The 24,901-nt window shown below is 67.8% G+C and carries 29 protein-coding genes and 1 tRNA gene; 15 read left to right on the forward strand and 15 right to left on the reverse strand.

The window, feature by feature from the left end:
- Nucleotides 1-49 precede the first annotated feature (49 nt).
- The 9 genes from VD964_RS00720 to VD964_RS00760 all read right to left on the reverse strand — a co-directional run bounded on the left by VD964_RS00720 (nt 50) and on the right by VD964_RS00760 (nt 8,751).
- On the reverse strand, nt 50-2,152 hold the full coding sequence (locus tag VD964_RS00720; protein WP_324864517.1) for a sodium-translocating pyrophosphatase: 2,103 nt from the start codon (nt 2,150-2,152) through the stop codon (nt 50-52).
- Between the two features lie 244 nt (nt 2,153-2,396).
- Nucleotides 2,397-2,855: a hypothetical protein gene (locus VD964_RS00725; protein ID WP_324864519.1), complete on the reverse strand. Its 459-nt coding sequence runs from the start codon at nt 2,853-2,855 to the stop codon at nt 2,397-2,399.
- Between the two features lie 90 nt (nt 2,856-2,945).
- Complete coding sequence (thiL, locus tag VD964_RS00730) at nt 2,946-3,938, reverse strand: thiamine-phosphate kinase (RefSeq protein ID WP_324864521.1); 993 nt, start codon at nt 3,936-3,938, stop codon at nt 2,946-2,948.
- A 238-nt stretch (nt 3,939-4,176) separates the two neighbouring features.
- A complete protein-coding gene (gene nusB, locus VD964_RS00735) occupies nt 4,177-4,767 on the reverse strand; it encodes a transcription antitermination factor NusB (RefSeq protein WP_324864523.1) in 591 nt (196 codons plus the stop codon).
- A gap of 35 nt (nt 4,768-4,802) precedes the next feature.
- Nucleotides 4,803-5,267: a 6,7-dimethyl-8-ribityllumazine synthase gene (gene ribH / locus VD964_RS00740; protein WP_324864525.1), complete on the reverse strand. Its 465-nt coding sequence runs from the start codon at nt 5,265-5,267 to the stop codon at nt 4,803-4,805.
- Between the two features lie 22 nt (nt 5,268-5,289).
- Nucleotides 5,290-6,429 carry a 3,4-dihydroxy-2-butanone-4-phosphate synthase gene (ribB, locus tag VD964_RS00745; RefSeq protein ID WP_324864527.1) on the reverse strand — a complete coding sequence of 380 codons (1,140 nt, stop codon included), beginning with the start codon at nt 6,427-6,429 and terminating at the stop codon, nt 5,290-5,292.
- The gene (locus VD964_RS00750; protein ID WP_324864529.1) at nt 6,426-7,013 is read right to left on the reverse strand and encodes a riboflavin synthase; all 588 of its coding nucleotides are present in this window, start codon (nt 7,011-7,013) and stop codon (nt 6,426-6,428) included. Before VD964_RS00750 ends, ribB begins: the two co-directional genes overlap by 4 nt.
- A gap of 102 nt (nt 7,014-7,115) precedes the next feature.
- Nucleotides 7,116-8,240, reverse strand: coding sequence for a bifunctional diaminohydroxyphosphoribosylaminopyrimidine deaminase/5-amino-6-(5-phosphoribosylamino)uracil reductase RibD (gene ribD / locus VD964_RS00755; RefSeq protein WP_324864531.1), 1,125 nt, complete (start codon nt 8,238-8,240; stop codon nt 7,116-7,118).
- A 16-nt stretch (nt 8,241-8,256) separates the two neighbouring features.
- Nucleotides 8,257-8,751, reverse strand: a complete 495-nt coding sequence (locus VD964_RS00760; RefSeq protein ID WP_324864533.1) for an outer membrane protein assembly factor BamE — start codon at nt 8,749-8,751, stop codon at nt 8,257-8,259.
- Nucleotides 8,752-8,898: 147 nt separating this feature from the next.
- Here VD964_RS00760 and VD964_RS00765 point away from each other — a divergent pair, with 147 nt between their 5' ends.
- From VD964_RS00765 to VD964_RS00815, 11 genes are all read left to right on the forward strand, one after another.
- Nucleotides 8,899-9,465 carry a ubiquinol-cytochrome C chaperone family protein gene (locus tag VD964_RS00765; protein ID WP_324864535.1) on the forward strand — a complete coding sequence of 189 codons (567 nt, stop codon included), beginning with the start codon at nt 8,899-8,901 and terminating at the stop codon, nt 9,463-9,465.
- Between the two features lie 173 nt (nt 9,466-9,638).
- The gene (locus tag VD964_RS00770) at nt 9,639-10,226 is read left to right on the forward strand and encodes a DUF177 domain-containing protein (RefSeq protein WP_324864537.1); all 588 of its coding nucleotides are present in this window, start codon (nt 9,639-9,641) and stop codon (nt 10,224-10,226) included.
- Between the two features lie 190 nt (nt 10,227-10,416).
- Nucleotides 10,417-10,605, forward strand: coding sequence for a 50S ribosomal protein L32 (gene rpmF / locus VD964_RS00775; protein WP_111065907.1), 189 nt, complete (start codon nt 10,417-10,419; stop codon nt 10,603-10,605).
- An 82-nt stretch (nt 10,606-10,687) separates the two neighbouring features.
- Nucleotides 10,688-11,740 carry a phosphate acyltransferase PlsX gene (gene plsX, locus VD964_RS00780; protein ID WP_324864540.1) on the forward strand — a complete coding sequence of 351 codons (1,053 nt, stop codon included), beginning with the start codon at nt 10,688-10,690 and terminating at the stop codon, nt 11,738-11,740.
- Between the two features lie 3 nt (nt 11,741-11,743).
- The gene (locus tag VD964_RS00785) at nt 11,744-12,715 is read left to right on the forward strand and encodes a beta-ketoacyl-ACP synthase III (protein ID WP_324864542.1); all 972 of its coding nucleotides are present in this window, start codon (nt 11,744-11,746) and stop codon (nt 12,713-12,715) included.
- Between the two features lie 152 nt (nt 12,716-12,867).
- Nucleotides 12,868-13,200 (forward strand): integration host factor subunit alpha, encoded by a 333-nt coding sequence (locus VD964_RS00790; protein ID WP_111065910.1) that lies wholly within the window; start codon nt 12,868-12,870, stop codon nt 13,198-13,200.
- A 118-nt stretch (nt 13,201-13,318) separates the two neighbouring features.
- A complete protein-coding gene (locus tag VD964_RS00795) occupies nt 13,319-13,804 on the forward strand; it encodes a MerR family transcriptional regulator (protein WP_324864544.1) in 486 nt (161 codons plus the stop codon).
- A 94-nt stretch (nt 13,805-13,898) separates the two neighbouring features.
- Nucleotides 13,899-13,975 (forward strand) — tRNA-Pro (locus tag VD964_RS00800).
- Between the two features lie 265 nt (nt 13,976-14,240).
- On the forward strand, nt 14,241-14,660 hold the full coding sequence (locus VD964_RS00805) for an organic hydroperoxide resistance protein (protein ID WP_149223271.1): 420 nt from the start codon (nt 14,241-14,243) through the stop codon (nt 14,658-14,660).
- Between the two features lie 156 nt (nt 14,661-14,816).
- Entirely contained in the window at nt 14,817-15,272 is a 456-nt protein-coding gene (locus VD964_RS00810; RefSeq protein WP_324864548.1) for a MarR family transcriptional regulator, read from the forward strand.
- A 98-nt stretch (nt 15,273-15,370) separates the two neighbouring features.
- Entirely contained in the window at nt 15,371-15,973 is a 603-nt protein-coding gene (locus VD964_RS00815) for a GNAT family N-acetyltransferase (protein ID WP_324864550.1), read from the forward strand.
- On the opposite strand, the gene VD964_RS00820 is transcribed toward VD964_RS00815, so the two are convergent.
- The 3 genes from VD964_RS00820 to arsC all read right to left on the reverse strand — a co-directional run bounded on the left by VD964_RS00820 (nt 15,964) and on the right by arsC (nt 18,349).
- Nucleotides 15,964-16,944, reverse strand: coding sequence for an alpha/beta fold hydrolase (locus tag VD964_RS00820; RefSeq protein ID WP_324864552.1), 981 nt, complete (start codon nt 16,942-16,944; stop codon nt 15,964-15,966). The genes VD964_RS00815 and VD964_RS00820 overlap by 10 nt on opposite strands.
- A gap of 97 nt (nt 16,945-17,041) precedes the next feature.
- Complete coding sequence (gene prmB, locus VD964_RS00825) at nt 17,042-17,974, reverse strand: 50S ribosomal protein L3 N(5)-glutamine methyltransferase (protein ID WP_324864554.1); 933 nt, start codon at nt 17,972-17,974, stop codon at nt 17,042-17,044.
- A gap of 33 nt (nt 17,975-18,007) precedes the next feature.
- The gene (gene arsC, locus VD964_RS00830; RefSeq protein WP_324864556.1) at nt 18,008-18,349 is read right to left on the reverse strand and encodes an arsenate reductase (glutaredoxin); all 342 of its coding nucleotides are present in this window, start codon (nt 18,347-18,349) and stop codon (nt 18,008-18,010) included.
- A 218-nt stretch (nt 18,350-18,567) separates the two neighbouring features.
- Between arsC and serA the strand changes: the two genes are divergently transcribed.
- Entirely contained in the window at nt 18,568-19,812 is a 1,245-nt protein-coding gene (gene serA / locus VD964_RS00835; RefSeq protein WP_324864558.1) for a phosphoglycerate dehydrogenase, read from the forward strand.
- Between the two features lie 94 nt (nt 19,813-19,906).
- Nucleotides 19,907-20,641, forward strand: a complete 735-nt coding sequence (locus VD964_RS00840; protein ID WP_324864560.1) for a hypothetical protein — start codon at nt 19,907-19,909, stop codon at nt 20,639-20,641.
- Nucleotides 20,642-20,648: 7 nt separating this feature from the next.
- On the opposite strand, the gene VD964_RS00845 is transcribed toward VD964_RS00840, so the two are convergent.
- From VD964_RS00845 to carA, 3 genes are all read right to left on the reverse strand, one after another.
- Complete coding sequence (locus VD964_RS00845) at nt 20,649-20,990, reverse strand: HNH endonuclease (RefSeq protein WP_324864562.1); 342 nt, start codon at nt 20,988-20,990, stop codon at nt 20,649-20,651.
- A 76-nt stretch (nt 20,991-21,066) separates the two neighbouring features.
- Complete coding sequence (locus VD964_RS00850; protein WP_414637086.1) at nt 21,067-21,954, reverse strand: EamA family transporter; 888 nt, start codon at nt 21,952-21,954, stop codon at nt 21,067-21,069.
- Between the two features lie 86 nt (nt 21,955-22,040).
- Nucleotides 22,041-23,213, reverse strand: coding sequence for a glutamine-hydrolyzing carbamoyl-phosphate synthase small subunit (carA, locus tag VD964_RS00855; protein ID WP_324864564.1), 1,173 nt, complete (start codon nt 23,211-23,213; stop codon nt 22,041-22,043).
- Between the two features lie 365 nt (nt 23,214-23,578).
- On the opposite strand from carA, the gene VD964_RS00860 reads away from it, so the two are divergent.
- Both VD964_RS00860 and VD964_RS00865 read left to right on the forward strand, forming a co-directional pair.
- Complete coding sequence (locus VD964_RS00860; protein ID WP_324864566.1) at nt 23,579-24,043, forward strand: GatB/YqeY domain-containing protein; 465 nt, start codon at nt 23,579-23,581, stop codon at nt 24,041-24,043.
- 184 nt (nt 24,044-24,227) lie between these two features.
- On the forward strand, nt 24,228-24,901 hold a 674-nt coding region (locus tag VD964_RS00865; RefSeq protein WP_324864568.1), incomplete at its 3' end, for a DNA primase.

Genomic DNA, 24,901 nt, shown 5'->3' on the forward strand with positions numbered 1-24,901 from the left:
GGCACTCGCGCGAGGGCGGAGAGTACATGGCTCCCCGCCCTCCATTTCATCACCCGAACTGTGCCAGGATCGCCAGCAGCAGGATCGCCACGATGTTGGTGATCTTGATCATCGGGTTCACCGCCGGGCCGGCGGTGTCCTTGTAGGGGTCGCCGACGGTGTCGCCGGTCACCGCCGCCTTGTGCGCGTCGGAGCCCTTGCCGCCGTGGTTGCCCTCCTCGATGTATTTCTTGGCATTGTCCCAGGCGCCGCCGCCGGACGTCATCGAGATGGCGACGAAGATGCCGGTGACGATGGTCCCCAGCAGCATCGCGCCCAGCGAGGCGAATCCCGCCGCCTGACCGCCGATGGCGGCGATGACGAAATACAGAACCACGGGGGCCAGCACCGGCAGCAGCGAGGGGATCACCATCTCCTTGATCGCCGCACGGGTCAGCATGTCCACCGCCCGGCCGTAATCGGGCTTGGCGGTGCCCTCCATGATGCCGGGGATCTCGCGGAACTGGCGGCGCACCTCCACCACCACCGACCCGGCGGCGCGGCCGACGGCGGTCATGCCCATGGCGCCGAACAGGTAGGGCAGAAGACCGCCCACCAGCAGGCCGACGACGACATAGGGGTCGTTCAGCCGGAACTCCACCGGTACGTTCGGGAAATAATGGCCCAGGTCCTGGACATAGGCCGCGAACAGGACCAGCGCCGCCAGTCCGGCGGAACCGATGGCGTAGCCTTTGGTCACCGCCTTGGTGGTGTTGCCGACGGCGTCCAGTGCGTCGGTGGTGACGCGGATGTTGGCGGGCATGTCCGACATCTCGGCGATGCCGCCGGCATTGTCGGTGACAGGGCCATAGGCGTCGAGCGCGACGACCATGCCGGCCAGCGCCAGCATCGTCGTGGCGGCGATGCCGATTCCGAAGACGCCGGCCTGACCATGGGCGATCAGGATGCCGGCACAGATGACGATTACCGGCAGGGCGGTCGATTCCATCGACACGGCCAGCCCCTGGATGACATTGGTGCCGTGCCCGGTTTCCGATGCCTTGGCGACGCTGCGCACCGGGCGGAAGGCCGTGGAGGTGTAGAACTCCGTGATCCAGACCAGCAGCCCGGTGACGCCCAGCCCGACCAGGGCCGAGACGAACAGGTTGAAGCCGGTGATCGCGGTGCCGTCAGACATGGGGATGGCGCGGGTGAAGCCGAACAGGATCGCGGTGACGATCAGGATCAGCACCAGCGACAGCCCTGCCGCGACGATCAGCCCCTTGTACAGCGCCTTCATGATGGCGTTGTCGGCCCCCAGCTTCACCGCGAAGGTGCCGGCAATGGAGGCCAGGATGCAGACCGCGCAGATCAGCAGCGGATAGATCAGCATCAGCCGCAACCCGCCCCCGGAAAAGAAAATCGCCGCCAACAACATGGTGGCGACGATCGTGACGGCGTAGGTTTCGAACAGGTCGGCGGCCATACCGGCACAGTCGCCGACATTGTCTCCGACATTGTCCGCGATGACCGCGGGATTGCGCGGGTCATCCTCCGGGATGCCGGCCTCCACCTTGCCGACGAGGTCGGCGCCGACGTCCGCCCCCTTGGTGAAGATGCCGCCGCCCAGCCGGGCGAAGATGGAGATCAGCGACGCACCGAAGCTGAGCGCAACCAGCGCCTCCAGGATCGTGCGGACCTCCACCGGGTCGCTGACCCGGTAGATCAGCGTCAGGACGCCGAAATAGCCGCCGACGCCCAGCAGACCCAGCCCGACCACCAGCATGCCGGTGATCGCCCCCGACTTGAAGGCGATGTCCAGCGCCGGTGCCAGTCCATTGGTCGCGGCCTGTGCCGTGCGGACGTTGGCGCGGACCGACACGTTCATGCCGACATAGCCGGCGCTGCCCGACAGCACGGCGCCGATCAAGAAGCCCAAGGCCACCGGAAAGCCCAGCGTCACCCACAGGATGACCAGCAGGACGGCGCCGGCGATGGCGATGGTGGTGTATTGGCGGTTCAGATAGGCACGCGCCCCTTCCTGCACCGCTGCGGCGATGGCCTGCATCCGCTCCGACCCCGGCGAAGCGGCCATGACTTCTTTTCCGGTGCGAAAACCGTAGGCCAGCGCGAGCAGGCCGGCGGCGATGATGACGATGAACGCTAAAGCCATCGCATCCCCCGATTGATTTCAAGGTCGCGCCCAGGAAAGGCTGTCTCCCATCCGTAACCAAATGGGGGAGAAGTCGGGCGCAAGTATTCCCGGAAAAAGCATGCTCCCGGTGCCGCCGCTTTGCAACCGCCGGCCGGTCAGAGGCGACGCGGCGAAATGGCCGTAGGGGGTCCTCGCCTTTGCTGGGCGGCCTGGTCTTCTGCACTGCACAATAGGCACGGATTTCAGGCAAATAAGCGGCAGATCAGAGATTGCGTTGCGTAACCGCCTGAACCAGAACGTCCTGAACGGCGTCCTTGCCGATGACTTTGCCGGCCGCCTCGACCAATTTTGCCTTTACGGCAGGAATATTGACCAAAGCGCCGTTGAGGATCGACTGGTCGGCGATGCCTCCGTAAAGCGCGGTCAGGAAGGCATCGGTCAGGCGCGGCTGATTGGCTTGGGCCGTCGGCTGCTTGTCCAGAAGCACCTCGACCGCCACGACGACGGTCACGAACTGCTCGACTCGGGACGGGCCGATCATCGGCACCACCAGCGGGGCCAAGCGGACGAAGGCGGTGGGCGGCTTCGGCGGCGGCTCCACCTTCTTCGGCGGCGCGTCTGGATGTTCGGTGAAGTATTTCTGATAGACGAACCAGCCGCCGAAACTGGCGCCGCCCAGCAGCACGATGCCCAGGACGAGAACGATCAGGGCCTTGACCACCGCAGCACACCTTCGCAGACACCGAACCGCCGCACCCTGCGCCGGTCATGCTTTCGATTGTCTTAAAGAAGCGGGGAGGGTAACAGGCGGTCAGAAATGGTCCCAGCCGCGGCGGGCCAACGGCAAGGGGGCTCCGGCGGCGTCCAGCACCGTGACCTCGCCGGGAGGGCCGGGATTGAATTCGCCGATCTCGGTGATGGCGACCCCGCTGTCCGCGGCGAGGGCGGCGAGCGCATCGCGGGCCGACGGCGGAGCGGTGAACAGAAGCTCGTAGTCGTCGCCGCCGGTGATGGCGAGCGCCAGCCGGACGGAATCGTCGTCGATGGCGCCACGCGCCGCGTCCGACAGAGGCACCGTGCCGGCTCGCAGCAGGGCGGCGCAGCCCGACTCCTCGCAGAGATGGCCGAGGTCGGCGACCAGCCCGTCCGACACGTCCATGGCGCCGCTGGCGAGCCCGATCAGGCGCGGCCCCACCGTCGTGCGGGGGTCCGGCCGGCGCATACGGTGCAGCAGATGGGCGCGGGTTTCCTCATCCGGGATGTCGAGCCGACCATAGGCGATCTCCAGCCCCAGGGCGGCATCGCCGATGGTACCGGTGACGAAAACGCGATCGCCCGGACGCCCACCCCAGCGCGGCAGGGCGCGGCCGGTGGGAACCAGCCCGAAGGCGGTGACCGACAGCGTGATCGGACCGGCTGTGGAGACCGAATCGCCGCCGGCCAGTGCGATGCCGAACTGCCGCTGGTCCTCGCCCAGGCCGGCCGCGAAGCCCTCCAGCCAGGACTCGTCCAGCCCGCGGGGCAGGGCGGTGACCAGCGTGTAGGCCAGCGGTTCCGCCCCCATGGCGGCAAGGTCGGACAGGTTGCTGCGCATCAGCTTGGCCGCGATGTCGGCCGGCGCGTCGTCGGGAAAGAAATGCACCCCGGCCACCATCGCGTCGGTGGTGACCACCAGTTCCCGTCCCTCCGGCACGCCGAATACGGCGGCATCGTCCCGCAGGCCGCGGGCACCGGGAAACCCGGCGGCCAGCGGCTTGAAGAACCGGGCAATGCGGCCGAACTCGCCGAAGGTGGGGGTAGTCATGGGGCGAGTGGCCCCAAATCCCCTCTCCCCCCCGGGGAGAGGGTCAGGGTCAGGGGGATGCAAGGCGTGGAGTGTGCCGGAATCCTACGATCAGCAAACGCGCGTTCCCTCACCCGGCTGCTGGCGCAGCCACCCTCTCCCGCAAGCGGGCGAGGGTCCGCCCCCCTCACCCGGACGGCTATCGCCGTCCGACCTCTCCCCAGGGGGGAGAGGCGAAAGTGCGGGGGGGTGCGCATGTTTACTCCTCGCCCGAACCGCGGCCGGGGTCGGGCTTGGCGAGGTCGTCGGCGCGCAGTGCGCGGGCGACATGGTCGAGCACACCGTTCACCATCGCCGGCTCGCGGCCGGAGAAGAAGGCGCGGGCGACGTCGACATACTCGCTGATGAGGATGCGCGGGTGGGTGTCCATATGGACCGCGATCTCATAGGCGCCGGCGCGCAGGATGGCGCGCAGCAGCAGTTCCAGCCGATCGAGCGGGAAGCGCGGGTCGAGCGCGGCGCCCAGCACCCCGTCGACCTCGGCCCGGCGGTGGACGACGCCGCGGACGATGTCGGCGAACAGCTGCGGATCGCCGGCGACGAACTTGTCGCCGTCGATCTCCTCGCCCAGCCGGTGGGCGACGAACTCGCCGACGACATTCTCGACCGGGGCCTGGGCTAGATCGATCTGGTACAGCGCCTGGGCCGCGGCCAGACGGGCGGCCTTGCGGCGCGCCTTGGCGGAGCCGCCGCCGGTCTTGTTCTTGCGGGACTTCGATTTGCCCTTGGAGTCGCCGCCCTTGGGGGCGTGATCGGGTGTCACGGGGCTGCCCGCGTCGTCGTTGCTCATGATCTGCAGTCGCTAAAAGAGAGGAGATGTCGGGATCAGCGCGGATAGAGGCGGAATTTGCGCTTCAGGTCAATCATGTCAAGACAGGCCCGTGCGGCGCGGCCCCCCATATTGACCGATCCGACATTGGCACGCGCCCAGGCCTGCTCGCGGTTTTCCACCGTCAGGATGCCGTTTCCGACCGCCAGACTGTAGCGCAGGGCAAGATCCTGCAGGCCGCGGGCGCTTTCGGCACAGATCGTTTCGTACCGCGTCGTCTCGCCCCGGATCACGCAGCCCAGTGCGACGTAGCCGTCGAAACGCCTGCGGGCGGTGAAGAAGTCCATGGAGCGGATGGCGTACATGATCGCCGCCGGAAGCTCCAGACAGCCGGGCACGCCGTAGCGGATGTGCGTGGCGCCGGCGCGGTCGAGTTCCGCGACGGCGCCGCGCGCCAGCTCATCGGCGATGTCCTCGTGGACGCGGGCGTCCACGACCATGATATGGGGCGTGTCGGTCATCCGGCGGCGTTCAGCCCCTTGCTCAATCGTCGCCGGGGTCGGCGGCACCCGGAGTGATGGCGCGGTGGCCGACCACGGTCAGGCCGTAGCCCTCCAGCCCGATGATCGGCTTCTTGCGGTTGGAGAGCAGCACCATCTTGCGAACGCCGAGATCCAGCAGGATTTGCGCGCCGATGCCGTAGTCGCGCAATTCCGGCGCGCTGCCGGACTGGCCTTCCAGCCGGGCCTTCAGCACGGTGGACAGGCCGTTGGGGTTCGGTTCGCGCAGCAGCACGACGACGCCGCGGCCTTCCTTGGCGATCAGCTCCATCGAGGCATGGAGGTCGTTTTCGCGGCCGGAGTTGCGGTCGCCCAGCACGTCGTCCAGCACCGACTGGGCATGCATGCGCACCAGCACCGGCTCGTCGCCGGAGATGTCGCCGCGCACCAGCGCGATGTGCTCCGCATACTGGATCTTGTTGATGTAGACGTAGGATTGGAAGCGGCCGCCGAAGCGGCTGTCCAGCGTGCCGGCCAGCACCTGCTCGACGATGGTCTCGGTGCGGCGGCGATAGGCGATCAGGTCGGCGATGGTGCCCACCTTCAGCCCGTGGAACTGGGCGAACTGCACCAGATCCGGCAGGCGGGCCATGCTGCCGTCGTCGTTCATGATCTCGCAGATCACCGCCGACGAGGAATGGCCGGACAGCCGGGCGATGTCGACCGACGCCTCGGTATGGCCGGCGCGGACCAGAACGCCGCCGTCACGCGCCAGCAGCGGGAAGATGTGGCCGGGGGTGGCGAGGTCCTGCGGGCCGGACGCCGGGTCGATAGCCACGGCGATGGTGCGGGCGCGGTCGGCGGCCGAAATGCCGGTGGTCACGCCTTCGCGCGCCTCGATCGAGACGGTGAAGGCGGTCTGGTGGCGCGACGCGTTCTGCTGAGCCATCAGCGGCAGGCGCAGCCGCTCGATGTTCGGTCGGTCCATGGTGAGGCAGATCAGGCCGCGGCCATGCTTGGCCATGAAGTTCACCGCTTCCGGCGTGGCGCAGGAGGCGGGGATCACCAGATCGCCCTCATTCTCCCGGTCCTCGTCGTCGACCAGGATGAACATCCTGCCCTGACGCGCCTCTTCGATGATCTCTTCGGCCGTCGACAGGTATTGGTGAAACTCGGACGTCATTCCTGCCCCGCGAGCCGGGCGACATAGCGCGCCAGCATATCGATTTCGAGATTGACCGCATCGCCCTCCTTCAGCCCGCCGAAGGTGGTGGCGGTCTGGGTGTGGGGGATGATGTTGACGCCGAAGCGGCTGCCGTCGACCTCGTTGACGGTCAGCGACACGCCGTCGATGGCGACCGAGCCCTTGGGCGCGATGTATTTGGCGAGATTGGCCGGCGCCTCGAAGGTCAGGCGCAGCGATTCGCCTTCGGGACGGATCGACAGCAGCCGGCCGACGCCGTCGACATGGCCGGACACGATGTGCCCGCCCAGTTCGTCGCCGACCTTCAGCGCGCGTTCCAGGTTGACGCGCGTGCCGGGTTCCCACCCGCCGAGCGTCGTCTTCGACAGGGTTTCCCCCGACGCCTGGATGGCGTAGGTCCCCGGCCCCTTTTCGATGACCGTCAGACAGACGCCGTTGTGGGCGATGGACGCCCCGATCGCGATCGTCTCCGTGTCGAAGGCGGTCTCGATGGTGAACCGGGTGTCGCCCTGCCGCTCCACGGCCCGGACGCGCCCGACATCGGTGATGATTCCGGTGAACATGGCGGCGAATTTAGCAGGTTTCACGGCCAGGGGAAGCGCGCGCGACACCGCAAGCAACGCAACGGTCTGTTGCGTGGCCTGAACCGACGCCCAAACCGATCCTTAGGAAGCGATGCGGCGATAGCTTTCGGCCAGATCGGCGCCGGCGCTGCGGACCGCGGTGCGTTCGAAGCGGGCCATCGCCGACAGCGCATCGACTCCGAAGCCGGCAACCGCCGGCAACCCGTCGCCGCCGATCAGCGACGCGGCGCGGAACCACTCCAGCCGGTCGACCAGTCCGGCGCCAAGCAAGGCGCCGGCCATCGCCGCACCGCCCTCCACCAGGACGCGGGTGATGCCGCGGGAAGCGAGGGCGGAAAGAGCGGCGGCGGGATCGACGCGGCCGTCCATACCCGCAGGAACGGGGAGCACCTCGACACCAAGCGCCGTCAGAGCCTCGAGACGGGCAGAGTCGGGGGTGGGGCCGGTGACGACCCAGGTCGGGATGCGTCCGGCGCCGGTCGCGAGCTTGGCCGCAGGGGGCAGGCGCAGGCTGCTGTCCACCACCACGCGCACCGGGCTGCGGTCGCTAAGGCCGGGCAGGCGGCAGGTCAGTTCGGGATCGTCGGCCAACGCGGTGCCGATGCCCACAAGGATCGCATCATGGCTGGCGCGCAGGCGGTGGCCCCAGGCGCGGGCGGTGGGGCCGGTGATCCATTGCGACTCGCCGGTGCGGGTGGCGATGCGGCCGTCCAGCGTGCTGGCGACTTTCAGCGTGACCAGCGGGCGGCCCAGCGTGATGCGGTTGAAGAAGCCCTCGTTGAGGGCCAGCGCCTCGGCCTCGCAGACGCCGGTGACGACCTCGATCCCGGCGTCGCGCAGGCGGGCCAGTCCGCCGCCGGCAACCCTCGGATCCGGGTCCTGGCAGGCGACGACGACGCGCGCCACCTTCGCCTCCACCAGCGCCAGGGCGCAGGGCGGCGTCTTGCCGTAGTGGTTGCAGGGTTCGAGCGTGACGTAGGCGGTGGCCCCCTCCGCCCCGCCGGAGAGGATGCGGGCACGGGCCAGCGCCTCCGTCTCGGCATGGGGGCGGCCGCCGGGCTGGGTCCAGCCGCGGCCCATTACGGCGCCGTCGCGGGCCAGCACGCAGCCGACCGCCGGATTCGGCCAAGTCCGCCCCAGCCCGCGCGCGGCGAGCGTCAGGGCGGCGCGCATGAAGTGCCGGTCGGTGTCGGATGAAACGGGCACGGTAACGGTCAGGCGATCAGCTGCCGGGGCCCTTGCCCTTGGTGTCCTTGGCGGAGAAGCGGCCGACGTTGCCCATCATCTGTTCCAGGAAGCCCATCTCGCGGCCGGCGGTGGGCGTCGAGCGCTCGACCAGATCGATGTCCTGGCCGTTCGACTTGTCCAGCGTCTTGATCTCGCGCAGGACGCCGGTGTCGTCGAAGCGGGCGATCACCACGCGGCGCTCCGTCACCTCCGGCTCGAAGAAGGCGGTCTTCTCGGTCTTCTGGCCGATGTAGTACCAGACATTCTGATCGAAGGTGCCCACCGAGGTCGGCGTGCCCAGAACCGCGGCGACGTCGTCGCGCCGGCTCTGGCCCGGCTGCAGCTCTGCCACCAGCTGCGGATCCGTCAGGTTGCCGCGGGTGGCGACGACGGGGGAGCAGCCGGCCGCAGCGAGGCCGGCGAACAGGACGCTTCCCAGAAGGGCGGTGCGAATGACGGCGCGCGGGGCGGAAAAGTTCGATCTGGTCATGGTGCTCGGGCTATGATGGAGCCGGCGGGGCATAGGACTGCCCGCTGGCGCGGATAGTCGCTAAGGCGGGACAATCGCACCGGGCGCTTCGCCCTGTCAACGGGACTCCGAATCGGGGAAGGGCTGCCGTTCGTGTCTGAGAGCTTCATGGATCGCCTGCTGGGTCCTCTGCTGAATGGCCTGGGCGGCGGCGCGCGCGCCCGCAATGCCGAGGCGGTGGGCGGGCTGTTCACCGGCATCGTCGCCCAGGCCCGCCAGCCGGGCTTCTACGCCGGGCTCGGCGTGCCGGATACGCTGGACGGCCGGTTCGAGATGGTGGCGCTGCACCTGTTCCTGGTCATGCGCCGGCTGAAGGGGCAGGGGGCGGGGGCGGCCAAACTGTCGCAGCGCCTCTACGAGACGATGGTCGACGATTTTGAGAAGTCGATCATGGAGCTGGGGGCCGGCGACAGCGGCATCGCCCGGCGCGTGAAGACGATGGCGCGCGGCATGGCCGGGCGAATCCGCGCCTATGACGAGGCGCTCGCCGAATCCGACGACGGCCGGCTGGAAGTGGCGCTGGACAACAACCTCTATGGGACGGTGGATCCGGTGCCGGACGGGGCGCTTCCCACCATGGCCGCCTATGTGCGGGCCTGCGCCGCGGCGCTCGATGCCCAGCCGCTGGAGTCGCTGATGCGCGGCGAGTTGCGCTTCGCCCCTGCGCCCGCCTGACGGCACACTATATATACTGCGCCTGAGTATACTGCGCCTTATGGGCCGCCGGGATCGCGGAGGGCTTGCCTTTCGCGGCCGGCGGCTGCATGTGACTCGATGCGGGTGGGTGCCGGTTGCTCCAGCCCGCGCGTTTCGACCGCCGCCTTGGTTTCATCAGAGAGTCTTTCGCCATGAGTCCTGTGAACGGTGCCCTGCCGGCCCCGGAATTCTCGCGCATCGTCAATGCAGACACGGTGCGCCGCGCCGACGTGACCGAGACCATCGAGGCGACGGAGACGGAGCGCCGCGCGCTCGCCGAGCGGCTGGAACTGGAGGCGATCGGCAGCCTGACCGCCACGGTGAAGCTGCGCGCGGTGCGCGGCGGTCAGATGATCCGCGTGTCCGGCAAGCTGGAGGCCGACGTGGTCCAGACCTGCGTCGTCACGCTGGAACCGGTGCCGGCCCATGTCAGCGAGAGCTTCGAGGCGCTGTTCGCTCCGTCCTCGATGGTCGAGGACCTGGGACTGGAGATCGATTTCGATCCCTCATTGTCGGACGAGGACATCCCCGAGCCGATGGAGAACAACCGAATCGACATCGGCGAACTGACCGCGCAGCACCTGTCTCTGGGCCTCGACCCCTATCCGCATGCCGAGGGTGTGGAATTCGAGGGCTATGACGAGGGTGATGAAGGCGGGGCTGCCGAAGAAGAGGTGGCGGAGGAGCCGGAAAAGCCGAACCCGTTCGCCGTTCTGCAGCAATTGAAGCAGCAGAAGTGACTGCGGTCTTGCGTCCCCCGCGGTTCCTTGTATAAGGGCCGGCATTTCCACCCCCTCCAATGAGCGGCGCGGGGTTGCGAAATGGGGGTTGTTCGGGCTTGCCCTTTGGGGGCATTTGCCTTATTGAATGCCGCTCGCGCTGGGCGGCCCCTGTTCGGGCCGCCCTTTCCAATGAAGAGAGTTTACGGTCATGGCTGTTCCGAAGAAGAAGACCTCCAAGTCGCGGCGCAACATGCGGCGTTCGCACCACGCTCTGCCGACCTCGGCCTACAACGAGTGCCCGAGCTGCGGTGAGCTGAAGCGTCCGCACCACGTCTGCGGGTCTTGCGGCCAGTACGACCAGCGCGAAGTGGTTCAGAGCGGCACCGCGGCCGCTTGATCCCGATCGCGTTGTCTGAGGTCCCGATGATCAGGGGCGTACTTCGCCCCTGCCGGGGTCCTAGCCGGGGAGCCTGTTCGCGGTGAGCCAGCGCCTGACCATCGCCCTGGATGCCATGGGTGGCGATCTCGGTCCCGACATGGTCATTGCCGGGGCGGACATCGCGCGGGAGCGCCATCCCGATGTGCGTTTTCTGCTGTATGGCGACCGGGATCGGATCGAGCCGCTGCTGAGCCAGCGGCCCGCGTTGAAGGCGGTGGCGGAGATCCGCCATACCGCCGACTTCGTGGCCGGGGACGCCAAGCCCGCAGTGGCCCTGCGCGCCGGACGCCAGTCCAGCATGAGGCTTGCCATCGACGCCGTGGCGTCGGGCGAGGCCGCCTGCGTGGTCTCGGCCGGCAACACCGGCGCCCTGATGGCGATGGCGAAGTTCGTGTTGAAGACGCTGCCGGGCATCGACCGGCCGGCGATGGCTTCCTTCTTCCCGACGCAACGGGGCGAGAGCGTGATGCTGGACCTCGGCGCCAACGCCGAATGCCAGCCGGAAAACCTCGTCCAGTTCGCCGTGATGGGGGCCGTCTTCGCGCGCGCCATCCTGGGTCTGCCGGAGCCGTCGATCGGCGTGCTGAACATCGGCTCGGAAGACATGAAGGGCAACGAGGTGGTGCGTGCCGCGGCGGCGAGCCTGCGCGACATGCCGCTGCCCGGCCGCTTCCACGGCTTCGTCGAAGGCACCGACATCGGGCTGGGCACGGTGGACGTCATCGTCACCGATGGCTTCACCGGCAATGTCGCGCTGAAGACGGCGGAGGGAACGGCCAAGCTGTTCTCCGAGTTTTTGCGCCGCACCTTCGCGACGTCCTTCCTGGCACGGATCGGCTATCTGCTGGCACGCGGCGCCTTCAAGCGCTTCCGCGAGCGGATAGACCCGCGGCGCTACAACGGCGCGATGTTCCTGGGCCTGCGCGGCGTCTGCGTGAAGAGCCATGGCGGCACCGACCCGGTCGGATTCGCCAATGCCGTCGCGGTCGCCATCAATCTGGCGACTCACGGTTTCAACGAGCGCATCAAGGAAGAGATGGGGCGCATTGCCGACGCGAACCCTCTTCCCGACACGAAGGCGGCGGCGGGCTGAACCATGGTCATGCGTTCCCGAGTTCTTGGTTGCGGTATCTTCCTGCCGGCCAACGTCGTCACCAACCAGGATCTGGAACAGCGGGTCGACACGACGGACGAGTGGATCGTCCAGCGCACCGGCATCAAGTCGCGCCACATCGCGGCGGAGGGGGAGAAGACCTCCGACCTCGCCATCGCCGCGGCTATGCGCGCGCTGGAACATGCCGGCGTGCCGGGCGATAGCATCGACTGCATCATCCTGGCCACCACCACCCCGGACAACACCTTCCCGGCAACGGCGACCAAGGTGCAGGCGGCGCTGGGGACCAAGGGCTTCGCCATGGACATCCAGGCGGTCTGCGCCGGGTTCGTCTATGCCCTGTCGGTCGCCGACAATTTCCTGCGCAACGGTCAGGCGCGCCGCGCCCTGGTGATCGGGGCGGAGACCTTCTCCCGTCTGCTGGACTGGAACGACCGCACCACCTGCGTGCTGTTCGGCGACGGCGCCGGCGCCATCGTGCTTGAGGCCTATGAGGCCAAGGGCGATTCGACGGATCGCGGCGTGCTGTCCACCCATCTGCATTCCGACGGCAGCCAGTACGACCTGCTCTATGTCGATGGCGGCGCGTCCTCGACCGGCACCATCGGCCATGTCCGCATGCACGGGCAGGAGATCTTCCGCCACGCCGTCTCCAAGTTGTCGGCGGTGGTGGAGGAGGCTTTGGTTGCCAACGGTCTGGAGTCCACCGACATCGACTGGATGGTTCCGCATCAGGCGAACCGGCGCATCATCGACGGGCTGGCCCGCAAGATGAAGCTGTCGCCGGAAAAGGTCGTGCTGACGGTGGACCGCCACGGCAACACGTCGGCTGCGTCGATCCCGCTGGCGTTGGGCGAGGCGGTGGCCGACGGCCGGGTCAAGCGCGGCGACCTGATCCTGATGGAAGCCATCGGCGGTGGCCTGACCTGGGGTTCGGCGCTGATCCGCTGGTAAGCGGCCCCTCCTTTTTCCGCACCTGCTTCAATGCTGCACCGCACGCCCGGCCCGGCTTCGGCCGGGCTGTATGCGGCTGCCAAGCTTTTGAATTGACGGACCTTCTTTCCCCGGATTACCGTCTTCGCAATGGTTGCGGGGGAGGTCGAACCATGTCTCAGAACACCGTCACGCGCGCCCAATTGAGCGAGGCCGTCTACCAGGAAGTCGGTCTTTCGCGCAACGAATCGGCCGATCTGGTCGAAACCGTCCTGGACGAGATTTCCGACGCGCTCGCCCGGGGGGAGATGGTGAAGATTTCCTCCTTCGGCAGTTTCCAGGTTCGCCAGAAGGGCGAGCGGGTCGGCCGGAACCCGAAGACCGGCGAAGAAGTGCCGATCCTGCCGCGGCGGGTGCTGGTCTTCCGTGCCAGCCATGTGCTGAAGAACCGCATCAACGATGTCCAGGAGGGTGGGGCGCCGACGCCCGCGCGGGCTCTCTCCTGACGCCGGCCGTCTGTTATGACGCCGCTTTCAGTGGAATGGGCACCCCGTCCAACGCCGTGCCGTGCCTGTCCGCGGATCGTCGCATCCGGCCACTGCCGGGCGGCGGCCTGATCCTGCCATGAAGTCCGCCACGGCCTATCGCACCATCAGCGAGGTGTCGACCGACCTGAACGTGCCTCAGCATGTGCTGCGTTTCTGGGAGACGAAGTTCCCCCAGATCCGCCCGCTGAAGCGCGGCGGAGGCCGGCGCTATTACCGGCCGGAGGATGTGGAACTTCTGCGCCGCATCCAGGCGCTGCTGTATGAGGACCGCTATACCATCAAGGGCGTGCAGCGCCTGCTGAAGGAAGGGCGCATGTCCGACCCCACGCCGCCGTTGCCCGAGGATGCCGATGAACCCGGCGACTCCGGCGGCGGACCGGTGACCGGGGAGACGTTGGATGACGGCACGGAGGACGGTGGCCTGGATGACGGGCCGGACTATGGGGCGCAGCCGCCTTTGTCCGCCGCCCTGCGGCACGAGATCACCATCGTGGTGGACGAGCTGAAATCGCTGCGGTCGGTTCTGTCGCGCCTGTCCGAAATCGGGGACAAAAAAAGCTGAAAAAGCATCACGGGAGATGTTGCATCGGCAAAAGTCCGCGGCTATAGTCCCGTTCCCTTCCGGAGCCAAGCCGCAAGCACTGCGGTGAAGTTGACGGAGCGTAGCGCAGCCTGGTAGCGCATCAGACTGGGGGTCTGGGGGTCGCAGGTTCGAATCCTGTCGCTCCGACCAGTTCCGGAAGGTGAAAGAAGCCTCGAAGTCCTTGGACTTCGAGGCTTTTTTATTGCGCTCGATTAGGCCCGTATTCAGAGCCGAGCGGTGGTGCCGGCGCAGGGCGCCATGCGCCGGATGCATTGCGAACAATCTCATTGCGCATGATCAAATACATTGCGCGCAATCGAATTGTGAGCGATATTCAGAGCCACGAGATCACCGGCGACGGTGCTTACTGCCGCTCCGCCAACCAAACCCCGATATCCATTAAGGAGAGCGCACCATGAAGACCCTGTATTCGACGAAGGTGTCCGCCACCGGTGGCCGCGACGGCAAGGCCGTCAGCGAGGACGGACTGCTGTCGGTCGCGCTGGCCGCGCCGAAGGAGTTGGGCGGGCAGGGTGGGGCCACCAACCCCGAGCAACTGTTCGCCGCCGGCTATTCCGCCTGCTTCATCGGCGCCATCAAGTTCGTCGGAAACCGCGACAAGATCGCCGTTCCGGCTGACCTGTCGGTGACCGCCACGGTCGGCATCGGTGCCCGTGACGACGGCGAGGGCTTCGGCCTGACGGTGGATTTCGTCGTGTCGTTGCCGGGCATGGACAAGGCCGCCGCCGAGGATCTGCTGGCCCGCGCGCACAAGGTCTGCCCCTACAGCCATGCCACCAAGGGCAACATCCCGGTCACCACGACCGTTGCCTGAGGCGCTTGCCAAAGGTTGTTTCATAGGGTGATCGCCTGAAGCGAAACGTCTTCAGGATTGCGCCGCCGGGCTGTTGCGCGCGATTGTGCCGAACGCATGATCGACCGGCGCGTTGCAGCCCGGCGGTGCGCGCCGTTTTGAAGGTTCCGCAAAGCCATGACTGCCGACAGGAACGATCCGCTTCTGCTGTCCAACCAAGCCTGCTTCGCCCTCTACTCGGCGAATCTGGCGATGACCCGTGTCTATCGTCCGCTGCTGGAGTCGCTTGGACTGACCTACCCGCAATATCTGGCGATGTTGCTGCTGTGGGAGGAGGACGGGCAGTCGATGAAGGCGCTGGGCGAAAGGCTGGGGCTGGACAGCGGCACGCTTACTCCGCTGCTGAAGCGGATGGAAGGGCAGGGGCTGGTCACCCGCGCCCGCGATCCTCAGGACGAACGGCTTGTCCGCATTCGCCTGACCCCCGACGGCGCGGCGTTGCGCGGCAAGGCCGAATGCCTGCCGACCCACATCGCCGCCGCCGCCGGATGTTCGGTCGAGGAATTGACCTCCCTGCGCGAGGCGTTGCTGAAACTTCGCGATGATCTCAATCGGGCCGCTGACCACAACTGAACCGGCGCCCTCGAACCGGCGCCCTCGAAAGGGACTGGAAATCGGCGGCAGGACGGCCTTTCCTATCCGGCCGCTCCCCCGGAAGGAAGGTGCCTGCCGTGACTTCTCACATCATTCACGACCGTCTCCGCATCCGTGCGGCCGATGCCGACGACGCACCGGACCTCGCCCGGCTGATCGATATTGCCGGCGGCGGGGTTTACGGCTTTCTGCTGGACGGGCTGATGCCGGGGCTGACGGCGGCGGAAATGCTGATGCCGGGCCTTGCCGGGCGCAGCGGTTCTCTGTCGCATCGGCAGAGCGGGGTCGCCGAACTGGATGGGAGGGTCGTCGGCGTCGCCCACGGCTATCCCACCGACTGGATCCGGACGGAGGATTACAGCGGTCTGCCGCCCGACCGGATCGCCCACATGGCCGCATTCTCCGAAACGCTGGACTGGGGCAGCTATTTCCTGTCGGCCCTGGCCGTCGATCCGGAGCAGCGCCGCCACGGCATCGCCGGGCGGCTGCTCGGCTGGTTCTACGAACGGGCGCGGACCGGCGGATTCGACCGCGTCACCCTGCATGTCTGGGCCGACAACGATCCGGCCCGTCGTCTTTATGCCGGCGAGGGGTTCGAGGAGATCGGTCGCGCCGACATCCCCTGGCACCCCCGCCTGCCGCATCAGGGCGGCAGCATCCTGATGCGGCGCTATCTCTGAGCGGCGACGCGCAGCGGTACGCTTTCGGCCGACAATTCGTCGATACGGCGCACCACCAGATCGGGGGCGGCGTAATGCACCATATGTCCGCAGTCCGGCACCCAATGCAGGGTGCTGTTCGGCAGGACATGATGCAGGCGGCCGCTCTGTTCCTCCTGTGAAACGATGCGGTCCTCGTGGCCGGCGAAGATCGCCACCGGGACGGTCACGTCGGCATAGCGGTGCTGCAGCCGGTCGGCGCCCGGTGCCAGGGTGACGCCGTCCTGGGCGTTGGCGCGCAGTTGGCCGGGGCGGGTGGTCAGGGCGACGGGGAAGGTCTCCGTCAGATGGGCGGGCACGGGCCGGGGCGAGAACAGGGTCTTCAGCATCGCCGGCATCACCGCCTTGGAGAAGGGCGGCGACACGGTGTAGCGCAGCAGGTCGCCCAGCACCGGGGCTGCAACCGACGCCACCATCACCGCGTCCACCCGCTTGGTCGGGAAGTAATAGCCGGAGATCAGCGCCAGCCCCTTCACCGTCCGCGGATGGTCAAGCGCCAGGGCCAGCCCGATCAGGGTGGCATAGGAATGGCCGGCGACCACTGCGTTTTCGATGCCCAGGACCGCGAAGGCCTTGGCCAGCAGGTCCGCCTGATCTTCGGGCGTCCAGGCGCGATCGCGGGGACGGTCGCTGTGGCCCATGCCGGGACGGTCGAAGGCGATCACCCGGTGATTGCGCGCCAGCCGGTCGAACAGCCCGCTCGCCAGCGAATCGCCGAGAGCGGAGACATTGCCGTGCAGCAACACGACGGGTGACCCTTCACCGGCTTCCATGTAATGCAGCCGGACGCCGTCGACGGTCACGAAGCGGCCTTCGGGCGGATAGCGCCGCTCCGCCGCGCGGGCCGCCAGCGTGTTGGCGACGGCCAGCCCACCCAAGGCAAGCGCGGTGATGCCGAGGGTCTTGAGGATGGTGGATTGGCGGTCGTTCATGGTGGTCGTCCTCTCAAGCGGCTGCTGCGATGCAGCATCGTCGAGAGGACAACCGGGGGCGGGGGGAAGGGTTCCCGGCTGTGGGGACGTTAGCCCCTCACTTCCCCGCCTTCAGCTGCTCCCGCGTCAGCCAGAACACCTCGCCGAAGCTGTTGGCGGTCTGCAGCCACAGGAAGTCCAGGTGGGGGTATTCCGCCTCCAGGATCTCGCGGCCGGTGCCGAACTCGCAGAGCAGGCCACCCTCCGGGGTCAGGTGCTTGGGCGCTTCCTTCAGGATGCGGCGGACGATGTCCAGTCCGTCGTCGCCGCCGGCCAGCGCCATTTCCGGCTCCGCCCGGAACTCGGGCGGCAGGGCGTCCATCGCCTCGGCGTCAACGTAGGGCGGGTTGGTGATGATGACGTCGTATTTCCGCGTCTTCAGCGGCGCGAACAGGTCGCCCTGGTGCAGGGCGATGCGGTCCTCGAACCCGCTGTCGGCGACGTTGCGCTTGGCCACCTCCAGCGCGTCGGGCGACAGGTCGACCGCGTCCACCTGCGCCTCCGGGAAGATGCGGGCGGCCAGGATGGCGAGACAGCCGGAACCGGTGCACAGATCCAGCACCCGCTCCACCGAGGTCGGATCCTCGACCAGCGTGAAGTCGTCGCCGCCGAACAGGTCGGAGAACAGCAGTTCGCCGATGTAGGAGCGCGGGACGATCACCCGCTCGTCCACATAGAAGGGGATGCCCTGGATATAGGCCTTGTTCAGCAGGTAGGGCGCCGGCTTGCGGGTGTCGATGCGGGCATGGAGGATGCCGGCCACCGCCTCGCGCTCCGCCGCGGTCAGGCGGGAGTCGAGATAGGGGTCGAGCTGGTCGACCGGCAGGTGCAGGGACTCCAGCACCAGGAACACCGCCTCGTCGAAGGCCGTGGTGGTGCCGTGGCCGTAATCGAGGTCGGCCTCGTTGAAGCGGCTGACGCCGTAGCGCAGGAAATCGCGGATGGTCGACAGCTCGGCCGCGGCGGCGGCGGCGGTGTGCTTGCTGGTCACGGGCGGCAGGCTCCGGTCAGGGACGGGAAAGGGTCAGAGGAGGTCCAGCACCGACTCCGGCGGACGGCCGATGCGGGCGCGGTCGCCCTTCACCACGATGGGGCGTTCGATGGCGGACGGATTGGCGGACAGGGCGGCGACCAGCGCCTCACCGTCGAGGTCTTTGGCGATTCCGGCCTCCGCCGCCTCCTTGGCGCGGGTGATGTCGCGCGGACCCTTGCCCAGCTTGGCGAGGATGGCCGACAGTTCCGCCGGGGAGGGCGGGGTCTTCAGATACTCGATCACCGCCGGCTCGACGCCGCGGGAGCGCAGGAGTTCCAGCGTCTCGCGCGACTTGCTGCAGCGCGGATTGTGGTAGATCGTCACGTCGCTCATGGCGGGTTTCCAAATTGGAAGGTCGGTCCGACTGATACACCCAACCCGCGTCCTGCGCCAATCCGGCATGCGGAAAGCTCTGTGGCGGCGCAACATCCGTCAGGTGACAAGGGCTGCCTTTGGTATTATTTTGCGCGCTCGCTTTTCCGTGGCCCATCGCGCCGTTTCCGGCAGGCGGGCTGCCGATCAGTCCCGATGCCCAGATACGGAAGCCGGCCGTGACCAAGCTCTCGCTCTCCAAGGACAAGATCAACATCCTTCTTCTGGAAGGTGTCCACGACAACGCCATCGACGAGCTGGCCCGCGGCGGCTATGCCTCTGTCGAGCGGCTGCCGCGCGCCCTGGACGAGGATGAGCTGCTGGAGCGCATCGGGTCCGTCCACATCCTCGGCATCCGGTCGCGCACCCACCTGACTGCCAAGGTGTTCGAGGCGGCCAACAAGCTGATCACCGTCGGCTGTTTCTGCATCGGCACCAACCAGGTCGATCTGAAGGCGGCGCGTCGCACCGGCATCCCGGTGTTCAACGCCCCCTATTCCAACACCCGGTCGGTGGCGGAGCTGGTGATCGGCGAGATCATCATGCTGATGCGCGGCATCTTCGAGAAGTCGCAGCTGGTCCATGGCGGCGGCTGGATGAAGTCGGCCAAGGACTCTTACGAGATCCGCGGCAAGACGCTGGGTATCGTCGGCTATGGCCATATCGGCACGCAGGTGTCGATCCTGGCCGAAGCGATGGGCATGCAGGTCCGTTTCTACGACGTCGTGCGCAAGCTGGCGCTCGGCAATGCCCGCGCCTGCGATTCGCTGGAGGAACTGCTGTCGGTGTCCGACGTGGTGACCCTGCATGTGCCGGACACCGCGCAGACCCGGAACATGATCGGCGAGCGTGAACTGGCGGCCATGAAGAAGGGCAGCCACCTGATCAACGCCGCCCGCGGCCAGGTGGTGGACATCGAGGCGCTGGCCGCCGCGCTGAGCAGCGGCCACGTCCTGGGTGCCGCCATCGACGTCTTCCCGGTCGAGCCCGGTTCGGACAAGGAAGAGTTCCAGAGCGCGCTGCGCGGCATCAAGACCGCCATCCTGACTCCGCACATCGGCGGTTCGACGATGGAGGCCCAGGCCAACATCGGCACCGAGGTGGCGCAGAAGCTGCTGGAATATTCGGACAACGGGTCCACCGTCGGCGCGGTCAACTTCCCCCAGGTGGCGCTGCCGGTTCAGGCCGGCTGCACCCGCTTCCTGCACGTCCACGAGAACCGTCCGGGCATCCTGCGCAAGGTGAACGAGGTGTTCTCCGGCCGCGACCTGAACATCGCCGCCCAGTATCTCCAGACCGATCCGGAGCTGGGCTATGTGGTGGTCGACGTGAACGGCGACGTGGAGGAGATGGAGGTCGTCAACGACCTGCGCGCCATCGAAGGCACCCTGAAGGCGCGTTTCCTGTTCCCGGCGCATCAGTGAGGGGGTGGGGTGCCGGCGAAGATCCTTCGACGGCACCCCGATCTTCCACTCCATGTCTCTTGTCGGCGGACGGTTTCCTGATATTTGTATCGGGATGATCGTTCGCCTCCTGTTCCTCTTCCTTTCGGGCATGCTGCTCGCCACCCTGCCGGCCGCCTCGCCGGCTGCGGCGCAGTCCAACGGCTGCAGCGGGTTTCCGCCGACCAAGCTCGTGTTCGACAGCGTGCTGGCGCCGATCCAGCGTGACGACGGGCGAACGGTCGCGCAACTCACCCGGCTGCCGGGACGCACGCCGGGACCGGCCGGAAGTGCCGACGGCCATGTGCTGGGGCTGACCCTGGCCCGCTATGGCGAGCAGTCGCAGGTCTCCGCCCTGTTCAGGACCATGAGCGACGGCACCTATTGCGCATCGGCCAGCACGGTGACCATCAGCTTCGGCTTCCAGCAGCGCATCGTCCATGTGGCCAGCGAAATCCCGGTGAACTCCTGCCTGCATGGCGAGGTGCTGGCCCATGAGATGCGCCATGTCGCGGTGGACGAGGCGTTGCTGCGCGAGATGATGCCGATGATCCGCATCCGGCTGGACCAGGTGCTGGAGGGCATGGCGCCGGTGCGCTCGCGCAGTCAGGCCCAGGCGATGGCGGCGATCCGCCGGCCGCTCGAATCGGCGATGCGGCGGATCATGCAGGAGTTCGGCCGCGAGCGCGACCGTCGGCAGGCGCAGGTCGATACGGTGGAGGAGTATGAGCGGGTCAGCCGCGTCTGCAACGGCGAGGCCCGCAATTATCTGCCGAAACCCGCCCAGCGCCAGACCGTACGCCGGGGGTGAGCCGCTGTCAGCGCTTCCGCCGCCGCCGGTCGGTGGCATGGCCGTCGGTGAACTCCGGCGGCTTGCGGCGGACCCAGCGGATGAAGGCGGCGATGTCGGGATGGCCGCGCAGGGCTTTGATCTCGTGGTAGTGGTCGCGCAACTGCTGCTCGGTCAGCACCGCGTGGATCTTGGCGTGGCAGATGCGGTGCATCGTCACCGTGTCCCGGCCGCCATAGGTGCGCGGGACCAGATGATGTTCGTTCAGGCTTGCGCCGGGAACCATCGGCCGGCCGCAGAGCGGGCAGGCGGGACGGTCCTCCTGCGGGGCGGCAGGGACGACGATGGGCGGTGGCGGCAGACGGCGCATGAGGTCCGGGGCAGGGGGCGGGGCGTACCGGTGGCCTGGATGATATGGCGCGGTACCGACGCCGGAAAAGCCGACTTCAATTCCCTGCGCCGGCCGTCGCGGCCGTTGGGGCGACGGGTGCCGCCTGCGCCCGTTGGCCGACCCAGACGCTGCCGAGCGCCAGCACGATCCCGGCGATCTGGTAGCCGGTCAGCGATTGGCCGAGCAGCGCCCAGCCCAGCACCACCGCCGTGACCGGGCTGAGGAAACCCAGCGGCGCCACCGCGGACGGCTCCAGCCGCGACAGGCCGCGGAACCACAGGATGTAGGTCAGCGCCGCGCCGATCAGGCCGAGATAGACGAAGCCCATCAGATTGGCAGCCGTCGGCACCGGCAGCGCCGGTTCCAGAAGCAGCGCCACCGGCACCAGCAGCACCCCGCCCGCGGTCAGCTGCCAGGCGGTGAAGATCAGCGGCGACACCGGCGGGCGCCAGCGCCGGCTCAGCACCGTTCCCGCGGCCATCGATCCGGCGCCGGCCAGCGCAGCGAGCACGCCGATCCCGTCCAGAGTGGCGCTGGGCTTCAGGACCAGCAGGGCCACCCCGCCGATGCCGGCCATGGCGGCTGCGACCGCCAGCGGGCGGATCGGGGTGCCCAGCAGTGGGCGCGACAGCGCGATGACGATCAGCGGCTGCACCGCTCCCACCGTGGCGGCGACGCCGCCGGGCAGGCGGTAGGCCGACACGAACAGCATCGCCCAGAAGAAGGAGAAGTTCAGCGCCCCCAGCACCAGCGAGCGTCCCCACCAGCATCCCCACGGCAGCCGGCGGACCAGCAGCAGCAACAGAAGCCCGGCCGGCAGGGCACGCAGCAGCGCCACCGTCATCGGATAGCCCTGCGGCAGCAGTTCGGTGGTGACGATGTAGGTGCTGCCCCAGATCGCCGGGGCGATGGCGGTCAGCAGCAGGTCGGTGGACCGGGCCATGATCCGGCGTTCCCAAAAAGAGGGGCGTCAACAAAAAGGGCGCCCCACCGGGACGCCCTCTTCAACGGGTTGGTTCCGCTCGACCGTCAGGCCGCCTTCTTCTCGGCGATCAGCTGGACGAAGCGGTCGAACAGATAGTGGCTGTCCTGCGGGCCGGGCGAGGCTTCCGGGTGGTACTGCACCGAGAAGACCGGCTTGCCCTTCAGGCGGATGCCCTCGTTGGTGCCGTCGAACAGGCTGACATGGGTGACCTCGGCGTCGGCGGGCAGAGTCTCCGGCACCACGACGAAGCCGTGGTTCTGGCTGGTGATCTCCACCCGGCCGGAAGCCAGATCCTTCACCGGATGGTTGGCGCCGCGGTGACCCTGCTGCATCTTGGTGGTCTTGGCGCCCAGCGCCAGCGACAGCATCTGGTGGCCGAGGCAGATGCCGAACATCGGCACGCCGGTGTCGAGCAAGCCCTTGATAGTGGGCACGGCGTACTCGCCGGTGGCGGCGGGATCGCCGGGGCCGTTGGACAGGAACACGCCGTCCGGCTGGTGGCGCATCACATCCTCGACCGTGGCGGTCGACGGCACCACCGTCACCTTGCAGCCGGATGCGGCGAGGCAGCGCAGGATGTTGCGCTTGGCGCCGTAGTCGATGGCGACGACATGGTACTGCGGCTTGTCCTGGGTGGCGTAGCCGCCGCCGATGGTCCAGCCGGCCTCGGTCCAGTCATAGGTCTGGCGGCAGGACACGTCCTTGGCCAGATCCATGCCCTCCAGCCCCGGCCAGCCCTTGGCCTTGGCGACCAGCGCCTCGATGTCGAACTTGCCGTCCGGCGCATGGGCGACGACGCCGTTCGGCGCGCCCAGGTCGCGGATGCGGCGGGTCAGGCGGCGGGTGTCGACGCCGGCCAGCCCGACGAGGCCGTAGCTCTTCAGCCAATCGTCCAGGTGGCGGGTGGCGCGCCAGTTCGACGGGTCGGTGATGTCGGCGCGCAGGATCAGGCCGCGGGCGGCCGGGGTGATCGTCTCGATGTCTTCGGTGTTGGCGCCGGTGTTGCCGATGTGCGGGAAGGTGAAGGTGATGATCTGGCCGGCATAGCTGGGATCCGTTAGGATCTCCTGATAGCCGGTCATGGAGGTGTTGAAGCACACCTCGCCCACCGAATCCCCCGTGGCGCCGATGCCTCGGCCGCGGAACACCGTGCCGTCGGCCAGAACAAGCACGCCGGTGTGAACCGCATTGTCGGAGGGGGGAGTGGCGAGAGTCATTCCTGTGAACCTTCCCAAAAACCGCGGCCGGCGACGGATCGGGTGATCGGCGGAACGGCGACGGCCTAGCGTCCCGCCGGGCGCGCACACGGAACCGCTCGCACCCCACCTCCGCCGGTACGGGCGGTGACGCGGGATCGAGTGGGCTGATCGGGTGGGCCGGACATCCTATATGACGATTGGATGCCGGATTTCCAGCAATAGCTTTGCAAGGCGGCCCTGAACCGGCGGCAAAGTCGGACGGCTCATGCGCGGCCATTCGCCGGTTGGGGCTTTTGCCATGGAAATCGGCGGCCATTTTCGGAATAGTCGGCTGTCCGGCCGGGGCCTTCCATCCCGGCCCGACGAACCAAGGAAGACGGGACATGACGCTGCGCACGCAGTTCAACGACGGCCTCAAGGATGCGATGCGCGCGAGGGACCAGCGCGCGGTGTCCACCCTGCGCCTGATTCTGACCGAGCTGAAGAATCGCGATATCGAGAGCCGGAGCCGCGGCGTGACCGACGGCATCGACGACGCCGGCATCCTGTCGATGCTGCAGACGATGGTGAAGCAGCGCAACGAATCGGCAGGCATGTACGAGCAGGGCGGCCGTCCCGAGCTTGCCCAGCAGGAGCGCGAGGAGATCGCGGTCATCGAGCGCTTCCTGCCCAAGCAGATGAGCGACGAGGAATCCGCCGCCGCCATCGACTCCATCGTGACCGAGCTTGGCGCCGCCAGCATCAAGGACATGGGCAAGGTGATGGCCGAGCTGAAGGCCCGCCATGCCGGCCAGATGGACTTCGCCAAGGCCGGTGGTCTGGTGAAGGCGCGGCTGTCGGGGAAGTAAGCGGCCGGGCAGGTAAGCGACAGGTGCGGATGACGTTCGGCTCGATCGGGAGCTGGGCCGACGCCGCACCCGGTCGGCGACGATTGCCCCCTTGGGGCCGGCGGCGCTGGTTCCCATACTATGCCTCTGCTATAGCGTTGCGCCCGTCGCACCCCCTTCTTCGTCCCCCGGTGACCGTTCGACCATGGCCTTCCCGCCCCAATTCCTGGAAGAACTGCGCAGCCGGCTGGCCCTGTCGGAAGTGGTCTCGAAACGCCTGCGCCTGATCCGCGCCGGCCGGGAGTACAAGGCCCCCTGTCCGTTCCACAATGAGAAGTCGCCGTCCTTCTACGTCAACGACCAGAAGGGCTTCTTCCATTGCTTCGGCTGCGGCGCCCACGGCGACGTCATCGGCTTCGTCATGCGCCACGACAATCTCGGCTTCCCCGAGGCGGTCGAGCATCTTGCCGGCGAGGCCGGGCTGCCGGTGCCGCGCCCGACGGAGGAGGACCGGCAGCGCTACGAGCGGCGCAAGACCCTGCACGACCTCGTCGAGCAGGCGGCCCGCTGGTTCGAGCAGCAATTGCACAGCTCCGCCGGCCGGGCCGGACTGGACTACTTCATGCGGCGCGGGCTGGACGGCGACACCATCGCCCGCTTCCGGCTGGGCTATGCGCCCGGCGATTCGAACGCGCTGCGCACCTATCTGGGCAAGCAGGGCTTTTCCGACGAGGACATGGTCAATGCCGGGCTGCTGAAGCGGCCGGACGACGGCCGGTCGCCCTACAGCTTCTTCCGCAACCGGGTGATGTTCCCGGTCACCGACCGGCGCGGGCAGGTGGTGGCCTTCGGCGGGCGCATCCTGGAGGGCGACGGGCC

It is taken from the genome of Azospirillum sp. (assembly GCF_035628975.1).
In the GTDB taxonomy this organism is placed as follows: domain Bacteria; phylum Pseudomonadota; class Alphaproteobacteria; order Azospirillales; family Azospirillaceae; genus Azospirillum.

Coding starts and splice junctions, on each gene's coding strand:
- carA (WP_324864564.1), bottom strand. CDS start 23,213: ATGACTCTCGCCACTCCCCCCTCCGACAATGCGGTTCACACCGGCGTG.
- VD964_RS00765 (WP_324864535.1), top strand. CDS start 8,899: ATGGATCGCCTGCTGGGTCCTCTGCTGAATGGCCTGGGCGGCGGCGCG.
- VD964_RS00750 (WP_324864529.1), bottom strand. CDS start 7,013: ATGTTCACCGGAATCATCACCGATGTCGGGCGCGTCCGGGCCGTGGAG.
- ribH (WP_324864525.1), bottom strand. CDS start 5,267: ATGACCGACACGCCCCATATCATGGTCGTGGACGCCCGCGTCCACGAG.
- VD964_RS00840 (WP_324864560.1), top strand. CDS start 19,907: ATGATCGTTCGCCTCCTGTTCCTCTTCCTTTCGGGCATGCTGCTCGCC.
- rpmF (WP_111065907.1), top strand. CDS start 10,417: ATGGCTGTTCCGAAGAAGAAGACCTCCAAGTCGCGGCGCAACATGCGG.
- thiL (WP_324864521.1), bottom strand. CDS start 3,938: ATGACTACCCCCACCTTCGGCGAGTTCGGCCGCATTGCCCGGTTCTTC.
- VD964_RS00785 (WP_324864542.1), top strand. CDS start 11,744: ATGGTCATGCGTTCCCGAGTTCTTGGTTGCGGTATCTTCCTGCCGGCC.
- VD964_RS00860 (WP_324864566.1), top strand. CDS start 23,579: ATGACGCTGCGCACGCAGTTCAACGACGGCCTCAAGGATGCGATGCGC.
- VD964_RS00720 (WP_324864517.1), bottom strand. CDS start 2,152: ATGGCTTTAGCGTTCATCGTCATCATCGCCGCCGGCCTGCTCGCGCTG.
- VD964_RS00850 (WP_414637086.1), bottom strand. CDS start 21,954: ATGGCCCGGTCCACCGACCTGCTGCTGACCGCCATCGCCCCGGCGATC.
- VD964_RS00805 (WP_149223271.1), top strand. CDS start 14,241: ATGAAGACCCTGTATTCGACGAAGGTGTCCGCCACCGGTGGCCGCGAC.
- VD964_RS00760 (WP_324864533.1), bottom strand. CDS start 8,751: ATGACCAGATCGAACTTTTCCGCCCCGCGCGCCGTCATTCGCACCGCC.
- VD964_RS00795 (WP_324864544.1), top strand. CDS start 13,319: ATGAAGTCCGCCACGGCCTATCGCACCATCAGCGAGGTGTCGACCGAC.
- VD964_RS00820 (WP_324864552.1), bottom strand. CDS start 16,944: ATGAACGACCGCCAATCCACCATCCTCAAGACCCTCGGCATCACCGCG.
- nusB (WP_324864523.1), bottom strand. CDS start 4,767: ATGAGCAACGACGACGCGGGCAGCCCCGTGACACCCGATCACGCCCCC.
- arsC (WP_324864556.1), bottom strand. CDS start 18,349: ATGAGCGACGTGACGATCTACCACAATCCGCGCTGCAGCAAGTCGCGC.
- VD964_RS00770 (WP_324864537.1), top strand. CDS start 9,639: ATGAGTCCTGTGAACGGTGCCCTGCCGGCCCCGGAATTCTCGCGCATC.
- VD964_RS00810 (WP_324864548.1), top strand. CDS start 14,817: ATGACTGCCGACAGGAACGATCCGCTTCTGCTGTCCAACCAAGCCTGC.
- VD964_RS00845 (WP_324864562.1), bottom strand. CDS start 20,990: ATGCGCCGTCTGCCGCCACCGCCCATCGTCGTCCCTGCCGCCCCGCAG.
- ribB (WP_324864527.1), bottom strand. CDS start 6,429: ATGACGTCCGAGTTTCACCAATACCTGTCGACGGCCGAAGAGATCATC.
- VD964_RS00790 (WP_111065910.1), top strand. CDS start 12,868: ATGTCTCAGAACACCGTCACGCGCGCCCAATTGAGCGAGGCCGTCTAC.